This is a genomic window from Leifsonia sp. LS1 (assembly GCF_020521355.1).
GTDB lineage: Bacteria > Actinomycetota > Actinomycetes > Actinomycetales > Microbacteriaceae > Leifsonia.
The window spans coordinates 304,624-320,029 of sequence record NZ_BPER01000002.1; the positions used below are offsets into that span (position 1 = coordinate 304,624).

10 protein-coding genes are annotated in these 15,406 nt (G+C 71.5%); 5 read left to right on the plus strand and 5 right to left on the minus strand.

Annotated elements, in window-relative coordinates:
* Window positions 1-7: 7 nt before the first annotated feature.
* Together LLS1_RS04775 and LLS1_RS04780 are read right to left on the minus strand one after the other, a co-directional pair.
* Window positions 8-682, minus strand: a complete 675-nt coding sequence (locus LLS1_RS04775) for a helix-turn-helix domain-containing protein (RefSeq protein ID WP_226653812.1) — start codon at window positions 680-682, stop codon at window positions 8-10.
* Complete coding sequence (locus LLS1_RS04780) at window positions 679-2,178, minus strand: APC family permease (RefSeq protein WP_223360696.1); 1,500 nt, start codon at window positions 2,176-2,178, stop codon at window positions 679-681. The genes LLS1_RS04775 and LLS1_RS04780 overlap by 4 nt, the downstream gene beginning before the upstream one ends.
* Before the next feature lie 198 nt (window positions 2,179-2,376).
* Here LLS1_RS04780 and LLS1_RS04785 point away from each other — a divergent pair, with 198 nt between their 5' ends.
* The 3 genes from LLS1_RS04785 to LLS1_RS04795 are packed head-to-tail and all read left to right on the plus strand — an operon-like array spanning window position 2,377 to window position 6,457.
* A complete protein-coding gene (locus LLS1_RS04785) occupies window positions 2,377-3,879 on the plus strand; it encodes an APC family permease (protein WP_226653813.1) in 1,503 nt (500 codons plus the stop codon).
* A gap of 14 nt (window positions 3,880-3,893) precedes the next feature.
* Window positions 3,894-5,927 (plus strand): primary-amine oxidase, encoded by a 2,034-nt coding sequence (locus LLS1_RS04790; protein WP_226653814.1) that lies wholly within the window; start codon window positions 3,894-3,896, stop codon window positions 5,925-5,927.
* Window positions 5,924-6,457, plus strand: a complete 534-nt coding sequence (locus LLS1_RS04795; RefSeq protein ID WP_226653815.1) for a hypothetical protein — start codon at window positions 5,924-5,926, stop codon at window positions 6,455-6,457. Before LLS1_RS04790 ends, LLS1_RS04795 begins: the two co-directional genes overlap by 4 nt.
* A gap of 76 nt (window positions 6,458-6,533) precedes the next feature.
* Here the strand turns inward: LLS1_RS04795 and glgP are convergent, their stop codons facing one another.
* Window positions 6,534-9,107: an alpha-glucan family phosphorylase gene (gene glgP, locus LLS1_RS04800; protein ID WP_226653816.1), complete on the minus strand. Its 2,574-nt coding sequence runs from the start codon at window positions 9,105-9,107 to the stop codon at window positions 6,534-6,536.
* Between the two features lie 244 nt (window positions 9,108-9,351).
* Here glgP and LLS1_RS04805 point away from each other — a divergent pair, with 244 nt between their 5' ends.
* Entirely contained in the window at window positions 9,352-11,295 is a 1,944-nt protein-coding gene (locus LLS1_RS04805) for an alpha-1,4-glucan--maltose-1-phosphate maltosyltransferase (RefSeq protein ID WP_374758244.1), read from the plus strand.
* Between the two features lie 52 nt (window positions 11,296-11,347).
* On the plus strand, window positions 11,348-13,555 hold the full coding sequence (glgB, locus tag LLS1_RS04810; RefSeq protein WP_226653817.1) for a 1,4-alpha-glucan branching protein GlgB: 2,208 nt from the start codon (window positions 11,348-11,350) through the stop codon (window positions 13,553-13,555).
* Here the strand turns inward: glgB and LLS1_RS04815 are convergent.
* On the minus strand, window positions 13,539-14,324 hold the full coding sequence (locus LLS1_RS04815) for an SDR family oxidoreductase (protein ID WP_226653818.1): 786 nt from the start codon (window positions 14,322-14,324) through the stop codon (window positions 13,539-13,541). The genes glgB and LLS1_RS04815 overlap by 17 nt on opposite strands.
* Before the next feature lie 54 nt (window positions 14,325-14,378).
* Entirely contained in the window at window positions 14,379-15,347 is a 969-nt protein-coding gene (locus LLS1_RS04820) for a tetratricopeptide repeat protein (protein WP_226653819.1), read from the minus strand.
* Between the last annotated feature and the right edge of the window lie 59 nt (window positions 15,348-15,406).

The following is a 15,406-nucleotide window of genomic DNA, read 5'->3' on the forward strand; positions in this document are numbered from 1 at the left end:
GCCGCTCTCAGACCCGCTGCAGCAACGGGCCCAGCCGCGCCGCGGTGTCGGCCACCAGCGACACCAGCCCGTCGCGGTCGGCCAGTCGGGCGGCGGGGAGCGCGAGCGCGAGTCCGGCGATGAGGCGCTCGTCGCCGCCGCGCACCGGGACCGCGAGACAGCCGAATCCCGGGGTGAGCTCCCCTTCCTGCGTCGTGTACCGGGTCGGGGACGGCACGGTGCGCGCCGCCTGCTCCGCCAGGAGCAGCCGTCCGAGCGCCGAGACGCTGAGATCGGCGCCGATGCGGCGCGGGTCGGAGAGCGGGAAGTCCGGGTCGACGTCGACGGGCACGACGCGCCCCTCGCGATACACCGCCAGGTGGACACCGCCGCGGATGCGCGAGCGCAGCTCGGTGACGGCCGCGCGGGCCGTAGCGGCCGCATCCTGGGCCTGGGCGACGTCCGCCAGCTCGGCCACCTTGCGGCCGAGCGCGAAACCGCGCAGGTCGGGCATGCGCACGAGGTACTCGTCCTGCACCAGGAGGTTGAGCAGCCGATACGCGGTCGCCCGCGGCAGCCCGAGCCGGACCGAGATCTGCTGGGCCGTGATCCCCGGGCCGGAGTGCGCGACCTCCTCCAGCACGGCGAGGGCGCTGTGCACCGCGCCGGGCTGCCGCCCGCTCAGCTCGGGGATGGCGCTCATGCCGACCCGCCGAGCACGTCCCCCGTCGTCGGCTCGTCGTAGAGGCCGATGCGGCCGAGCGCCTCCCGCCTCCTGCGCCGGCAGACCGCGTAGAGGGCGAGCGCGAGCGCAGCCACCGCGGCGAGGAGGAGCACGGCCAGTGGCCGTGTGCCGGTGACCTCGAGCCAGAGGTCCGTGCCGAGGGCCGCGACGAGCCCGAGCGCGGCGATCCCCGCGGCCACGGCGGGCGCGACCGTCAGCTCGCCGATCCGGCGCAGGAAGAACGGTGTGGCGACACAGACGAGCGCGTACGCGGTCATGTAGCCCGCCGCCGCGCACACCACGACGACGCCCATCGCCTCCCAGGCGCCGAGTCCGGCCAGCACCAGCACCGCGGGCACCGCCACCTCGAGCGCCAGCCCCACGGTGAGGGCGACGTGCGGCGTACGGAACCTGCGGTGCGTGCGCCCGAGCGCGGCGGGCGCGATGCCTTCGCGCCCGAGGGAGAACAGCACCCGGGCGAACGCCGTCGTCGAGGCGAGCGCGCAGGCGAGGAAGGAGCAGGCGAGCGCCGCGTCGAGCAGCAGCCCGATCCACTCCACGCCCGCACGCCCGGCCAGATCGTTCACCGGACTGTCGCTCGCCGCGAGCTCTCCGCCGAACGCGTCGAAACCCGCGAGCTGCGTGTACGCGGAGAGCAGGTAGAGAACGCCGGCCGCGATGACGGTCCACCGGATGGTGCGCGGGATGGTCGCGAACGGCCGCCGCGACTCCACCCCGAGCGTCGCCGCGCTCTCGAAGCCCACGAACGCGGTCACGGCCACCGTCGTCCCGGCGGCGAGCTGCGGCAGGCCGACGTCGTGCGGCACGGCGACGCTCCAGAACGACGAGCCCGGCACCCGCACGAGCAGCACGGCGATGAGGACCAGGATGCCCGCGATCGCCAGCAGCTCGATCACCAGAGTGACCCGTGTCGACAGGCGGATCCCGCGCCACAGCACCAGCAGGCAGAGCGCGCCGAACGCGACCAGCAGCACGAGCACGAGCGGGCGCGACCCGGACACGCCGGGAGACGCGTGCGCGAGCAGCATGAGCGAGTAGTACGCCGCTCCCAGCAGGGCGAACATGGCGACGAAACCGTAGCCGACGAGCATTGCCGCACCGGTGGCGAACCCGGCACGCACACCCAGCCCACGCGCGGCGAACGTGTAGAGCGATCCGGTCGCCGCCATGCGCCGGGTGAACTGGTTGACGGCGTACGCCACCAGCGCCATCAGCACGGCGGCGAGCAGGAACGCGGTGAGCGTCCCGGAGCCGGCTCGTGCCGCCACCAGCACCGGACAGGTCGCCGCAGCGGCCGATGGCGCGACGGCCCCGACCGACTGGGCGAGCACGTCGACGAACCCGAGGCTGCGGCGGTCGAGCCCCGCCATCGGCGAGCGCGCAGGGAGGCCGTCGACCGGTCGCGGATCGGCGATCGCCCGGCTCAAGGCCGTCACGGGGGGCTGTGCTGTCACGGGATGCTCCTCTTCCCGCGAGGCTACGACCCGCGTGTTGCGACGGCGTTTCCACGGGGTCACGGCGACGTGACCGTCGAATGCGACACCGGGAATCCCATTCGGCGAGCGCCGACTCTTCACGCGTGCGGAACGACGGTGCAACACCCGCTGACGAGACTGGCGGGACCCCATCCCCTCTCCCCCTAGGAGGAACTCATGACGGCAGCGCAGGAGCCGCAGGCTCTGCTGGGCGGTCCGGTCGCGGTGCGCGGCGCGGGTGCATCTCGTCAGCTCTCGGGCCGGCTCGGTGTCGGTTCGATCGTGTTCATGGTGGTCGCGGCGGCGGCTCCCCTCACGGTGATCGGCGGCGGTTTCCCCGTCGCCGTGCTGCTCGGCAACGGCGCCGGGGTGCCCAGCATGTTCGCGATCGGTGCGATCATCCTGCTCTTCTTCGCGGTGGGGCTGAGCGCGATGAGCCGGTTCATCCCGCGCCCGGGCGCGTTCTTCACCTATGTCGGCTACGGGATGGGGCGGCCGCTCGGTCTCGCGGCCGCCTATCTGGCGCTGCTGACCTACACGACGGTGCAGGTGGCGGTGTACGGCTATCTCGGGGCGACGCTCGAGTCGTCGGTGGTGGCGCTGCACGGACCGGACATCCCCTGGTACGTCTACTCGCTGGCCATGGTCGCTCTGGTCGGCGTGCTGGGATACCGGCACATCGAACTGAGCTCCCGTGTGCTCGGGGTGCTGCTCATCGCCGAAGTCGGCATCGTGGTCGTGCTGAGCCTGGTGATCATCGGCACCGGCGGAGCGGACGGGCTGTCGCTCGCGCCGTTCGAGCCGAGCACGGTGCTCTCCGGTTCGCCGGGCATCGGGCTGATGTTCGCCCTGGCCGGCTTCATCGGGTTCGAGTCGACGGCGATCTTCCGCGACGAGGCGAAGGAGCCGGAGAAGACCATCCCGCGGGCGACGTACATCGCGGTGATCGCGATCGGTGTCTTCTACACGTTCGCGTCGTGGTCGCTGGTGATGGGGTGGGGGCCCGCTCAGATCGTCGACGTCGTGGCGAAGGACACCGGCGGCTTCATCGTCAACACCGCGATCCACTACCTCGGCTCGGTGGGCGGCGTGATCGTCAACGTGCTGCTGATCACGAGCCTGTTCGCCTGCGTCCTGTCGTTCCACAACGTCGTCACGCGATACCAGCACTCGATGTCGAATGCGGCGGTGTTCCCGGCCCGGATCGGCCGCGTGCACGGAAAGCACGCGTCCCCGTACGTCTCGTCGCTCGTGCAGACGGCGACTGCGGCGGTGCTGCTCGTGGTGTTCGCGCTCTTCCGGCTCGACCCGGTGCTGCAGGTGTTCACCTGGTTCAGCGGTATCGCGACGCTGGCGATCGTCGTCCTGATGGCGCTGACCTGCCTCGCGGTGATCGTCTACTTCGCGCGGACGAGGACCGGCGCAGGCCTCTGGCGCACGGTGATCGCCCCCGTGATCGGGCTGATCGGCCTCGTCGGCGTCACGATCATCATCGTCGACAACTTCCCCCTCCTCATCGGCGATGTGGATGCGCAGGGCACCCCGGTGCTCGGCCCGCTCTCCATCGTCTTCTTCGCCGCCATGCTCGCCTTCCCGGTGATCGGCGTGGTGCAGGCCCTCGTCCTGCGCCGCAGCAGACGCGACGCCTACGAGAACATCATCGACACCATCAGCGCCTAGGAGACGTAAGTACCATGACCACCGAGCTTCCCCTGACTCTGCCCGCCGACGACACGGCGGCGCCCGGCCCGCTCTCCAGCCTCACCGCCCCCGAGATCGAGACCGCCGTGCGCACCCTCCGCGACGCCGGCGCGGTGACGGACACCACGCGCTTCGTCTACGTCGGCCTCCTGGAGCCCGACAAGGCGGACGTGCTGGCCGCCCGCGTCGGCGAGGCCCCGGCGCCCGAGCGAGAGGCCCGCCTCCTGCTGCTCGACGTGGCGACCGGTGCCGGCGTCGACGCGGCCGTGTCGCTGACCCGTGAGGAGGTCGTCGCCCTCGTCCCCATCGACGGATCCCGCGGCCAGGTGCCGATCCTCGAGGAGGAGTTCGAGGCGATCGGCGCGATCCTGGTCGCCGACGGCGCCTGGCTGGCGGCGCTCGAGAAGCGCGGCCTGACCGCCGAGCAGGTCGTCTACGCCCCGCTCTCCCCCGGTTCGTACGACATCCCGGGCGAGGAGGGGCGCCGGATCATCCGCGTCTTCGCCTTCCGCATGGACCACGCGGAGGACCACCCGTGGGCGCACCCGGTCGATGGACTCTGCGCCTACGTCGATGTGATCGCCCGCGAGGTCACCCAGGTGGTGGACGCCGTCGAGCTTCCGGTTCCGGACGAGCCGGGCAACTTCCACCTGGAGGCTGAGCGGCCCGCGCCGCTCGACACCCTGAAGCCGATCGCGATCACGCAGCCGGAGGGGCCGAGCTTCTCCGTCGACGGCGACACCGTCACGTGGGCGAACTGGTCGTTCTCTCTCGGCTTCGACGCCCGCGAGGGGCTCATCCTGCGCGACCTCGCCTTCGCCGACCCGGACCAGGGCGGCGAGGTGCGGCCCGTGATCTACCGCGCCTCGATCGCCGAGATGGTCGTGCCGTACGCCGATCCCTCCCCCACGCGGTACTGGCAGAACTATTTCGACACCGGTGAATACCTGTTCGGACGGTTCGCGAACTCCCTCACGCTGGGATGCGACTGCCTGGGCGAGATCCGGTACTTCGACGCGGTGCTCTCCGACGAGTTCGGGCGGCCCAAGACCATCGAGAACGCGATCTGCATGCACGAGGAGGACTACGGGACGCTGTGGAAGCACACCGATCTCTTCACCTCGGCCAACGAGGTGCGGCGGTCGCGGCGCCTGGTGATCTCGTTCTTCACCACGGTCGGCAACTACGACTACGGCTTCTACTGGTACCTCTATCTCGACGGCACGATCGAGTGCGAGGCGAAGCTCACCGGCATCCTGTTCACCTCCGCCTACCTCGAGGGGTCGCCGACGGCGAGCGAAGTCGCCCCGGGCCTCGGGGCCCCCTACCACCAGCACCTGTTCTCGGCCCGCCTGGACATGATGGTGGACGGCCTGGCCAACGCGGTCGATGAAGTGGACGCGGTCCGTCTGCCGGTCAGCGCCACGAACCCGTACGGCAACGCGTTCACGAAGAAAGCGACGCGCATCGCCAGCGAGGCGGAAGGCGCTCGCGACGCCGACGCCTCCGTCGGCCGCACCTGGCACATCGTCAACACGGAGAAGACGAACCGCCTCGGGCAGCCCACCGGGTATGTGCTCCACGCCGAGCAGAACCCGACCCTCCTGGCGGACCCGTCTGCGACGGTCACCGCCCGGGCGGCGTTCACGACCAAGCAGGTGTGGGTGACGCAGTACGCGAGCGACGAGCGCTATCCCGCCGGCGAGTTCGTCAACCAGAACCCCGGCGGCGACGGCCTCCCGGCGTACATGGCGGCGGACCGCCCGCTCGACGGCGAGGACATCGTGCTCTGGCACACGTTCGGCCCCACGCATTTCCCGCGCGTCGAGGACTGGCCGGTCATGCCCGTGGACTACGCGAAGTTCACCCTGAAGCCGTACGGCTTCTTCGGCCGCAACCCCGCGCTCAACGTGCCCGCCGCGGAGCCTGCCCACTGCGCCCCGGGACACCACGCGCACGGCGGCGACACGCACGGCGACCACAGCCACGGCGACCACGGCCACGGCGACCACGCGCACCACGGATGATCGAGGCGCTCCACCTCGGCAGCATGCTCCCGGCGGCGCTGGGAGCATGCTGCGTCGCCGGCGGAGCCGACCGCCGCTCGCCGCTGGCCTGGCTCGGGATGCTGGCCATGCTCGCGGCGATGGCCGACACGATGCTGATGCCACGGCCTCTGCTCGCACCGATCGTCTGGGCCGCGGTTCTCGTGCTGGTGGCGCTCGCGACGGCCGTGCAGGGCCGGCTGCGCGCCGTGCCTCCGGCGGGGAGCCCGACCCATCCGTCCCGCACGATGACCGCGCACCGCTCCCTCCAGGCCGTGCTGATGGCGGGCCTGATCGCGACCGCGGGCTCCCATCACTCCGGCAGCGCCGTGGGAGGGGCTCACGCCTCCCACGGCCTGCCGGTCCTCCTCGTGCTCGGCGTCGCCGCACTCGCGTTCGCGGCGGCCTCGGCGGTCGTCGCGCTCCGCCGCCCGCTGCCGTTGCTGCCGCGCGCGGAGGCCGCACTCGGGGCCGCAGCGACCACCCTCATGGCGCTCCCCCTCCTCGCCTGACCCCCGCGTTGCCGAGGTTCACGTCGTTGCGCTCAATCCTCCCGAATGGGCGCCACGACGTGAACCTCGACGCGCGTCAGGAGGCGACGGCGACCAGTCCGAGCTCCGCCGGGGAGAGCAGGAGGTCGTTCACCGGCACCACGCGGACGGTGTAGCCGAACGAGCCCGCCCGGCCCAGCGTCACGGTGCCCACGTACTCGCGCGCCACCGCCGGGTCCTCCGTGCCGGGCACGCCGTGGTCGAGCTCCAGGCGCTGGTGCTGCACGTCGGTGAGGTCGTCGCCCTCGTGGCTGCGGCCGTACACGACCTGCACCTCCACATCCTCCGGCGCCAGTCCGCCCAGGTGGACGAGCGCGCGCACGTGCAGCTGGTCGCCGACCTGGGGCACCGCGTCGACCCCGCCCGCGTCCACGTGCGCCACGTTCACACCGGGCCAGGCCGCGCGGACCCGGTCCTTCCAGGCCGCGAGACCGCGCGCCGCGGCGTAGCCGTCGGCGCTCAGACGCTCCTCGTACCCGGCCGCGGGGAGGTAGAGCCGCTGCACGTACTCCTGCACCATCCGCTCGGCGCTCAGCGCGGGCGAGAGCGTTGCGAGGGTGTGACGGATCTGCGCCACCCACGCCGTCGGCACGCCGTCGCCGTCGCGGTCGTAGAACCGCGGCGCGATCTGGTGCTCGATGAGGTCGTACATGGCCTCCGCCTCCAGCGCGTCGCGCTCGGCGCCGTCGCCCGCGGCATCGGCGGAGGGGATCGCCCAGCCGTTCTCACCGTCGTAGAACTCGTTCCACCAGCCGTCCAGAATGGACAGGTTGAGGGCGCCGTTGAGCGCCGCCTTCATGCCCGACGTGCCGCACGCCTCCAGCGGCCGCAGCGGGTTGTTCAGCCAGATGTCGGTCCCCGGGTAGAGCAGCTGCGCCATTCCGATGTCGTAGTCGGGCAGGAACACCATCCGGCCCCGGATCTCCGGCTCGGAGGCGAACTGCACCAGCTTCTGGATGAGCCGCTTGCCCTCGTCGTCGGCCGGGTGCGACTTGCCCGCGATCACGAACTGCACCGGCCGCTCGGCGTGCAGCAGGATGTTCTTCAGCCGCTCGGGGTCGTGCAGCATCAGAGTGAGCCGCTTGTAGGTCGGCACGCGCCGTGCGAATCCGATCGTGAGCACGTTCGGGTCGAGGAGGTCGTTCATCCACGCCGGGGCGATCCCGCCGGGGTTCTGCGCCTCCCACGCGGCCTGCAGCCGCTGGCGGGCGTCCTGCACGAGCTGCTCGCGCATCCGGTTGCGCACCGACCAGAGGTCGGCGTCGCCCACGGCGCCGGAGTCGGCCCAGTCGGCGTGGGCCGTGTCGTCCGTGCCGAGGCGCTCCACCGCGAGCGCGCGGAGCATCGGGTCCGTCCAGGTCGGGGCGTGCACGCCGTTGGTGACCGAGTCGATCGGCACCTCCTGCGGGTCGAACCCCGGGTAGAGCCCGTTGAACATCTGCCGGCTGACCTCGCCGTGGAGCCGGGACACCCCGTTCGCGTGCTGCCCGAGGCGCAGGCCCATGACGGCCATGTTGAACACGTCGGGCGACCCGCCCGGGTAGTCCTCCGCGCCGAGCGCCAGCACCTGGGCGGCGTCGACGCCCGGCAGCAGCGACGTGGAGACGTACCGCTCGACCAGCGGACGGTCGAACCGGTCGATGCCGGCCGGCACGGGCGTGTGGGTGGTGAACACCGTTCCGGCGCGCACCACCTGCAGCGCCTCGTCGAAGCTCAATCCCTCGCCGATCAGATTGGCGATCCGCTCGAGGCCGAGGAAGCCGGCGTGGCCCTCGTTCGTGTGGAACACCTCGGCCGCCGGAGCACCCGTGAGCTCCGCCCACGCCTCGATCGCCCGCACGCCGCCGATGCCGAGCAGCAGCTCCTGCAGGAGGCGGTGCTCGCCCCCGCCGCCGTACAGGCGGTCGGTCACCGACCGCAGGCGCTCCTCGTTCTCCGGGATGTCCGTGTCGAGCAGCAGGAGCCGTACCCGGCCCACCGCCGCCTGCCAGACGCGCGCGTGCAGCACGCCGTCCGGGAGCGCGAGCGAGACCTCGACGGGGGTGCCGTCCGGGGTGCGCAGCACGCTCAGGGGCAGCCCGTCCGGGTCGAGGGAGGGGTAGCTCTCCTGCTGCCAGCCGTCGGGCGAGATCGCCTGGGCGAAGTAGCCGGATCGGTAGAACAGGCCGACGCCGACCAGCGGGACGCCCAGGTCGCTCGCGGCCTTGAGGTGGTCTCCCGCGAGGATCCCCAGGCCGCCGGAGTACTGCGGCAGCGCCGCGGCGATGCCGAACTCGGGAGAGAAGTACGCGATGGTGCGCGGCGTGTGCTCCCCCAGGGACTGGTACCAGCGCGGCTCGCTCAGGTACCCGTGCAGCTCGTCGCGGACATGGTTCGCCCAGTCCACGTAGCCCGGATCCGCGGCCAGCTCGGCGAGGCGGTCCGGGTCGACGGCTCCGAGGAGCGCGACGGGATCGTGCTCCACCTGGTGCCACAGCTCCGGTGAGATGCGGGCGAACAGCTCCTTGGTCGGCTCGTGCCATGACCAGCGGAGATTGCCCGCGAGCTCCTCCAGGGCGGACAGGTTCTCGGGCAGGACGGCTCGGACGGTGAATCTACGGATGGCCTTCACTCGCCCCACAATAGGGGAGCCTCATGTCGAGCAGGTTAATGAGTGTACGGTCGGGTCTGTGGGAAAGAGCGCAGCGACCAAGCCGGCAGCCGCAGCGGCACCGGAGGCCACCGTCGACCACCTCCCTGAGGAGGTGACGTCACCGGCGGCGGAGACCCCCGCGGCCGGGACCGGGGACGCCGGACCCGTCCAGGAATACGTGCCCCTGCTGACCCGGCTGCCGATCCTGGGCCTCTCGCCGCAGGTGGACGAGGGCCACTGGGCGGCGACCGCCTTCCGCGGCGAGGTCGTCCCTTTCCGCGCGACCTCGTTCCGCGAGGGGCACGACCGCATCGGCGTCGACCTCCTCCTGCTCGACCCCGCCGGGGTGCAGACCGAGCACCACATGCACCCGATCGCGCCGGGGACCGACCGGTGGGAGGTCGAGGTCCAGCTCGAGACCGAGGGCCTGTGGCGGTACCGGATCCAGGCGTACGCCGACGACTACGCCACCTGGAAGCACAACGCCGAGGTGAAGGTGCCCGCAGCCATCGACGTCGACCTGATGCTCAGGATGGGCCACGACCTGCTCTCCGGCGCGGCCGCGGACAAGCGCCGCAGCCCGGCCGAGCGCCGCCACCTCGGCGAGGCCGCCAAGGTCGTCGCCGACACCGCGCAGCCCGTGGATGCGCGGTTCGCCGCCGCGATCGACGAACGCATCGTCCGCATCCTCGCCGAGCGCCCGATCGTGTCCCTGCCGTCGCTCTCGGAGACGCGCGCCGTGCTCGTCGAGCGGACCCGCGCCGGCGTCGGCAGCTGGTACGAGTTCTTCCCGCGGTCGGAGGGCGCCAAGAAGCTCGCCGACGGCTCGTGGAAGTCGGGCACGTTCCGCACCGCGGCCAAGCGCCTGCCGGAGATCGCTGCGATGGGCTTCGACGTCGTCTACCTCCCGCCGATCCACCCGATCGGGCGCACGTTCCGCAAGGGCCCGAACAACACACTCGACGCCGGACCGAACGATCCCGGCTCCCCGTGGGCGATCGGATCCGCGGAGGGCGGTCACGACGCCATCCACCCGGACCTCGGCACCGAGAAGGACTTCGCCCACTTCCTCGGAAAGGCCAAGCAAGCAGGCCTCGAGGTCGCGCTCGACCTCGCCCTGCAGGCCTCCCCCGACCACCCCTGGGTCACGGAGCACCCGGAGTGGTTCACGACGCTGCCGGACGGCACGATCGCGTACGCGGAGAACCCGCCGAAGAAGTACCAGGACATCTACCCCATCAACTTCGACAACGACTACGACGGCCTCCGGGCCGAGGTGCTGCGCATCGTGCGGCACTGGATGTCGCTGGGCGTACGGATCTTCCGCGTGGACAACCCGCACACCAAACCGCTGCATTTCTGGGAGTGGCTGATCCACACGGTCAACGCCACGGACCCGGACGTCGTGTTCCTCGCGGAGGCGTTCACCCGCCCCGCTCTGCTGCACACACTCGCCAAGGCCGGGTTCCAGCAGTCGTACACCTACTTCACCTGGCGCAACACGAAGGAGGAGCTCGAGGAGTTCCTCGACGGCCTCGCCCACGACACGGCCGACTTCCTGCGCCCCAACCTGTTCGTCAACACCCCCGACATCCTCACGGAGTACCTCCAGTTCGGCGGGCCGGCGGCGTTCAAGGTGCGCGCCGCGATCGCCGCGACGGGCGCGCCGACCTGGGGCGTCTACTCCGGCTACGAGCTGTTCGAGAACGTCGCACGCCCGGGCGCCGAGGAGTACATCGACAACGAGAAGTACGAGTACCGCCCACGTGACTACACCCGCGCGCAGACACTCGGCCGCTCTCTCGCTCCGTACCTGACGATGCTCAACCGCACCCGCAGCGAGCACCCTGCCCTGCGGCAACTGCGCAACCTGCACGTGCACGGCAGCGAGGACGACGCGATCCTCGTCTACTCCAAGCACCTGCCGGGCGCGTTCACCCGCAGCGGCAAGGCGGACACGGTGCTCGTGGTCGCCAACGTCGACCCCCACTCCGTGCGCGAGACCGTCGTCCACCTCGACGTCGCCGCGCTCGGGCTCCCGGTCGGCTCGACGTTCGAGGTCAAGGATGTCGTCACCGGCCAGCGCTGGACCTGGGGGGCCGACAACTACGTCCGCCTCGACGCCTTCACCGAACCCGTGCACATCCTGGTCGTCAAGCCGCTCTGAACCGCGGACCGATCCGCCCAGGCCCGCCGAGAACAGCCCCAGAAGGAGCACCATGAGCCCGATCCCCGAAGGCGCCGCCGCCGTCGACCTGCCCGCTCTCGACGACGGCCTGCTGCTCGCCGTCGCGACCGGCGCCTACCACGACCCGCACGCCGTCCTCGGCCAGCACCAGGTGAACGCAGCGGGCGTGTCCGACCCGGTCACCGTCATCCGCACGCTCCGCCCCCTCGCGACCGAGGTGTTCGCCATCCTCCCGACCGGCGCCCACCTCGAGCTGGCGCACCTCGCCCACGGCATCTGGCAGGGCGTCGACATCGTCGGCCCCGGCGCCTACGAGATCGAGGCGCGCTACGCGGACGGCAGCACGTGGACGGCCGACGACCCGTACCGCTTCGCGCCCACCATCGGCGAGCTCGACCTGCACCTGATCAGGGAGGGGCGCCACGAGCAGCTGTGGACGGCGCTCGGCGCGCACGTCCGCGACCTGGGCGGCGTCGTCGGGACGGCGTTCACGGTCTGGGCGCCCCAAGCCCGTGCCGTGCGTCTCGTCGGCGACTTCAACGGCTGGGACGGCACGCAGCACGCCATGCGCACGATGGGCGTGGCCGGTGTCTGGGAGCTGTTCGTGCCCGGTCTCGGCGAAGGGGAGCTCTACAAGTTCGACATCCTCGGCCGAGACGGCGCGTGGGTGCGCAAGATCGACCCGATGGCGCAGGCGGCGGAGACCCCTCCCGCGACCGCGTCCGTCGTCACGGTCGGCCGTCACGACTGGCAGGACGGCGAGTGGATGCGCTCCCGCGCCGAGCGAGACCCGCACGCGGGGCCGATGAGCGTCTACGAGCTGCATTTCGGCAGCTGGCGGCCGGGGCTCGGTTATGTGGAGGCCGCCGACCAGCTCATCGACTACGTGGTCGCCCTGGGCTACACGCACGTGGAGTTCCTGCCGCTCGCCGAGCATCCCTTCGGCGGGTCGTGGGGCTACCAGGTCACCGGCTACTACGCGCCGACCAGCCGCTTCGGCTCACCCGACGACCTCCGGTTCCTGATCGACCGTCTGCACCAGGCCGGGATCGGCGTGATCATGGACTGGGTGCCCGGCCACTTCCCGAAGGACGACTGGGCGCTCGCGCGTTTCGACGGCGAGGCGGTGTACGAGCACCCCGATCCCCGCCGCGGCGAGCACAAGGACTGGGGCACATACATCTTCGACTACGGCAACTCGCAGGTGCGCAACTTCCTCGTCGCGAACGCGCTCTACTGGCTCGAGGAGTTCCACGTCGACGGGCTCCGTGTCGACGCTGTCGCCTCCATGCTCTACCTGGACTACTCACGCAACGACGGCGAGTGGGAGCCGAACATCCACGGTGGGCGCGAGAACCTCGAGGCCATCGGCTTCCTGCAGGAGGTCACCGCCACGGCGTACAAGCGCAACCCCGGGACCGTGATGATCGCCGAGGAGTCCACCAGCTACCCCGGCGTCACCGCGCCGACCTCCTCGGGGGGCCTCGGCTTCGGGCTCAAGTGGAACATGGGCTGGATGCACGACTCGCTGCAGTACATGCACGAGAACCCGATGTGGCGTTCCTACCACCACGGCGAGCTCACGTTCTCGTTCGTGTACGCCTGGAGCGAGAACTTCCTCCTGCCGATCAGCCACGACGAGGTCGTGCACGGCAAGGGCTCGCTGCTCGGCAAGATGCCGGGAGACCACTGGCAGCAGCTGGCGAACGTGCGGGTCTTCCTCGCGTTCATGTGGGCGCATCCGGGCAAGCAGCTGCTCTTCATGGGGCAGGAGTTCGGCCAGCCGTCGGAGTGGAGCGAGGAGCGCGGACTGGACTGGTGGATCCTGGACCAGCCGGCGCATCAGGGCCTCTGGAACCTGGTCGCTCAGCTCAACGCGCTCTACCGGGCGCAGCCCGCGCTCTGGGCCCTCGACAACGAGCCGGCCGGCTTCGAGTGGATCGACGGCTCGGACGCCGCAGGCAATGTGATCGCGTTCCTCCGGAAGGACCGGGACGGCTCGCCCCTGGTGGCCGTGTTCAACTTCTCCGGCGCCCCGCACGACGGCTACCGGATCGGCCTGCCCTTCGCGGGCGACTGGGAGGAGTTGCTCAACACCGACGCCGACGCGTTCGGAGGCTCGGGCGTGGGCAACCTCGGCGGAGTGACCGCGGCGGACGAGCCGTGGATGGGCCGCCCGGCGTCAGCGGTGCTCACCCTGCCGCCGCTGGGCGCCTTGTGGCTCAGGCCGCGGCGCTGAGCCACGCGGCGTAGTCGACGCCGTCGATGGCGTGTTCGGGCGCGAGGTTGCGCCCGGCCCGCCAGGTCGCGCCCAGGCCGCCGCCCAGGCGCACCGGGACGATGGGACGACGGGATCCGCGCGCTGCCTTCAACTGCTCCGCGAGGGAGCGGGCCGATTCGATCGCCGGACCGCCGATCGTGCGCTCGGTGTCCGCCGGAGCGGTGAGCTCGGCGGCGTCCACCAGAGCGTCCGCGACATCCTCCACCGCGATGGGCTGGAACCGCGTCCCCGTCGGCGCGAGCAGCGCGCCGAACGGGCGCCCGCGCTCGAAGACCGCGGTCACGAAGTCGTGGAACTGGGTCGCCCGCACGATGCGGGTCGCCAGGGGCGACTCGCGATACACCTGCTCCTGGGCGAGCTTGGCGCGGTAGTACGGGTAGCGCGATCCGTCGATGCCGGCGATCGACAGCTGCACCGCGCGCCCCACACCGAAGCGCGCCGCGGTGTGCAGGAGATTGCGGGAACCGTGCAGGAAGACGCGCGCCGCCTGCTTGCCTGAGCCGTTGCTCGCGTCGATCAGTACATCGACCCCGTCGACCGCCTCCTCGAGGCCGCCCCCGCCGACGAGATCGGCCGTGACGTACTGCGCGCCGTCGACGTACGCCGGTGCGTCGTCGTCCGGCGCCCGTCGCGCAGCCACGACCACCTCGTGCCCGCGTTCCACAGCGGCGGCGGTCACCGCGCGTCCGGCGAGACCTGTCCCGCCGACGACGAGCACACGGGGCATACGCTGCCTTTCGGGAGGGGTTCGGGGGTCCGCCGCCTCACCGCGTCCGCGACGTCAGTAGAGCAGCGACGTCAGCCTAGCCCGCGCCTTGGCGACGCGCGAGTCCTCCACACCGACGATCTCGAAATAGTCGAGCAGCCGGGTGCGGACCGTCTCTTTGCCGGCCGCGTCCAGCGTCGGGAACAGCGTGAGCAGGCGGTCGAACGCGTCCTCCACGTGACCGCCGGAGAGGTCGAGGTCGGCGACGTCGAGCTGCGCGGACGGGTCCGCCGGGTCGGCCGCGGCGGCGGAGCGGATCGCGTCGAGCGTCTTGCCCGCCAGGCGGGCCAGCAGACTGACCTGCGCCAGCCCGGCCACGGCCATGGCGTCGCGCGGATCCTGCGCGATGGCCGTCTTGTACTCCTGGATCGCCGTGGCGTAGTCGCCGCGCTCGATCGCCTCGTACGCCTCGGCGTGGTGCGGCGGCAGCGGCTCGGGTGCGGCTTCGGCCTGCTCCCCCTCGGCGGCCGGGCCGGCCTCACCGTCGACGGCCACCGTTCCGGTCACGCCGTTCTGCGCTGCGAGCTGCAGCAGCTGGTCGAGGACGTCGCGGATCTGCTCCTCGGGTAGAGCGCCGGCGAAGAGCTGGACGGGGCGGCCGCCGACCAGCGCGGCCGCCGCGGGGACGGACTGCGCCTGGAACGCCTGGGCCAGCTGCGGGTTCGCGTCGACATCGACCTTCACCAGCACGACGCGACCGGCGAGCTGGGCGACGACGCGCTCCAGCACCGGACTGAGCTGCGCGGACGGTTCCGCCCACGCGGCGGCCAGGTCCACCACGACGGGGACGCGCATCGACAGATCGATGAAGTCGTTGAAGTTCGCGTCGGTGCCCTCGAAGAACAGGCTCGGCAGCGCGAGCGCCTCACCCGCGTCCGCCGGCGCCCCCGCACCGCCCGCGGCAGGCGTGGCGGGCCGGTTGACGAGCGAACTCAAATCGACGGCGCCGCGCAGGTTGGTGGGCGGGGGCGGGATCTGACTCATGACTCCTCCAGAGGGCGGACCGGGTCCGCGTCGGCACAACTCTCAACCTTACGCGGCGG

Bases quoted from the DNA above. Each gene is read 5' to 3' on its own strand.
- LLS1_RS04775 (WP_226653812.1), bottom strand. From the start codon at position 682: ATGAGCGCCATCCCCGAGCTGAGCGGGCGGCAGCCCGGCGCGGTGCAC.
- LLS1_RS04785 (WP_226653813.1), top strand. From the start codon at position 2,377: ATGACGGCAGCGCAGGAGCCGCAGGCTCTGCTGGGCGGTCCGGTCGCG.
- LLS1_RS04790 (WP_226653814.1), top strand. From the start codon at position 3,894: ATGACCACCGAGCTTCCCCTGACTCTGCCCGCCGACGACACGGCGGCG.
- LLS1_RS04795 (WP_226653815.1), top strand. From the start codon at position 5,924: ATGATCGAGGCGCTCCACCTCGGCAGCATGCTCCCGGCGGCGCTGGGA.
- glgB (WP_226653817.1), top strand. From the start codon at position 11,348: ATGAGCCCGATCCCCGAAGGCGCCGCCGCCGTCGACCTGCCCGCTCTC.
- LLS1_RS04815 (WP_226653818.1), bottom strand. From the start codon at position 14,324: ATGCCCCGTGTGCTCGTCGTCGGCGGGACAGGTCTCGCCGGACGCGCG.
- LLS1_RS04820 (WP_226653819.1), bottom strand. From the start codon at position 15,347: ATGAGTCAGATCCCGCCCCCGCCCACCAACCTGCGCGGCGCCGTCGAT.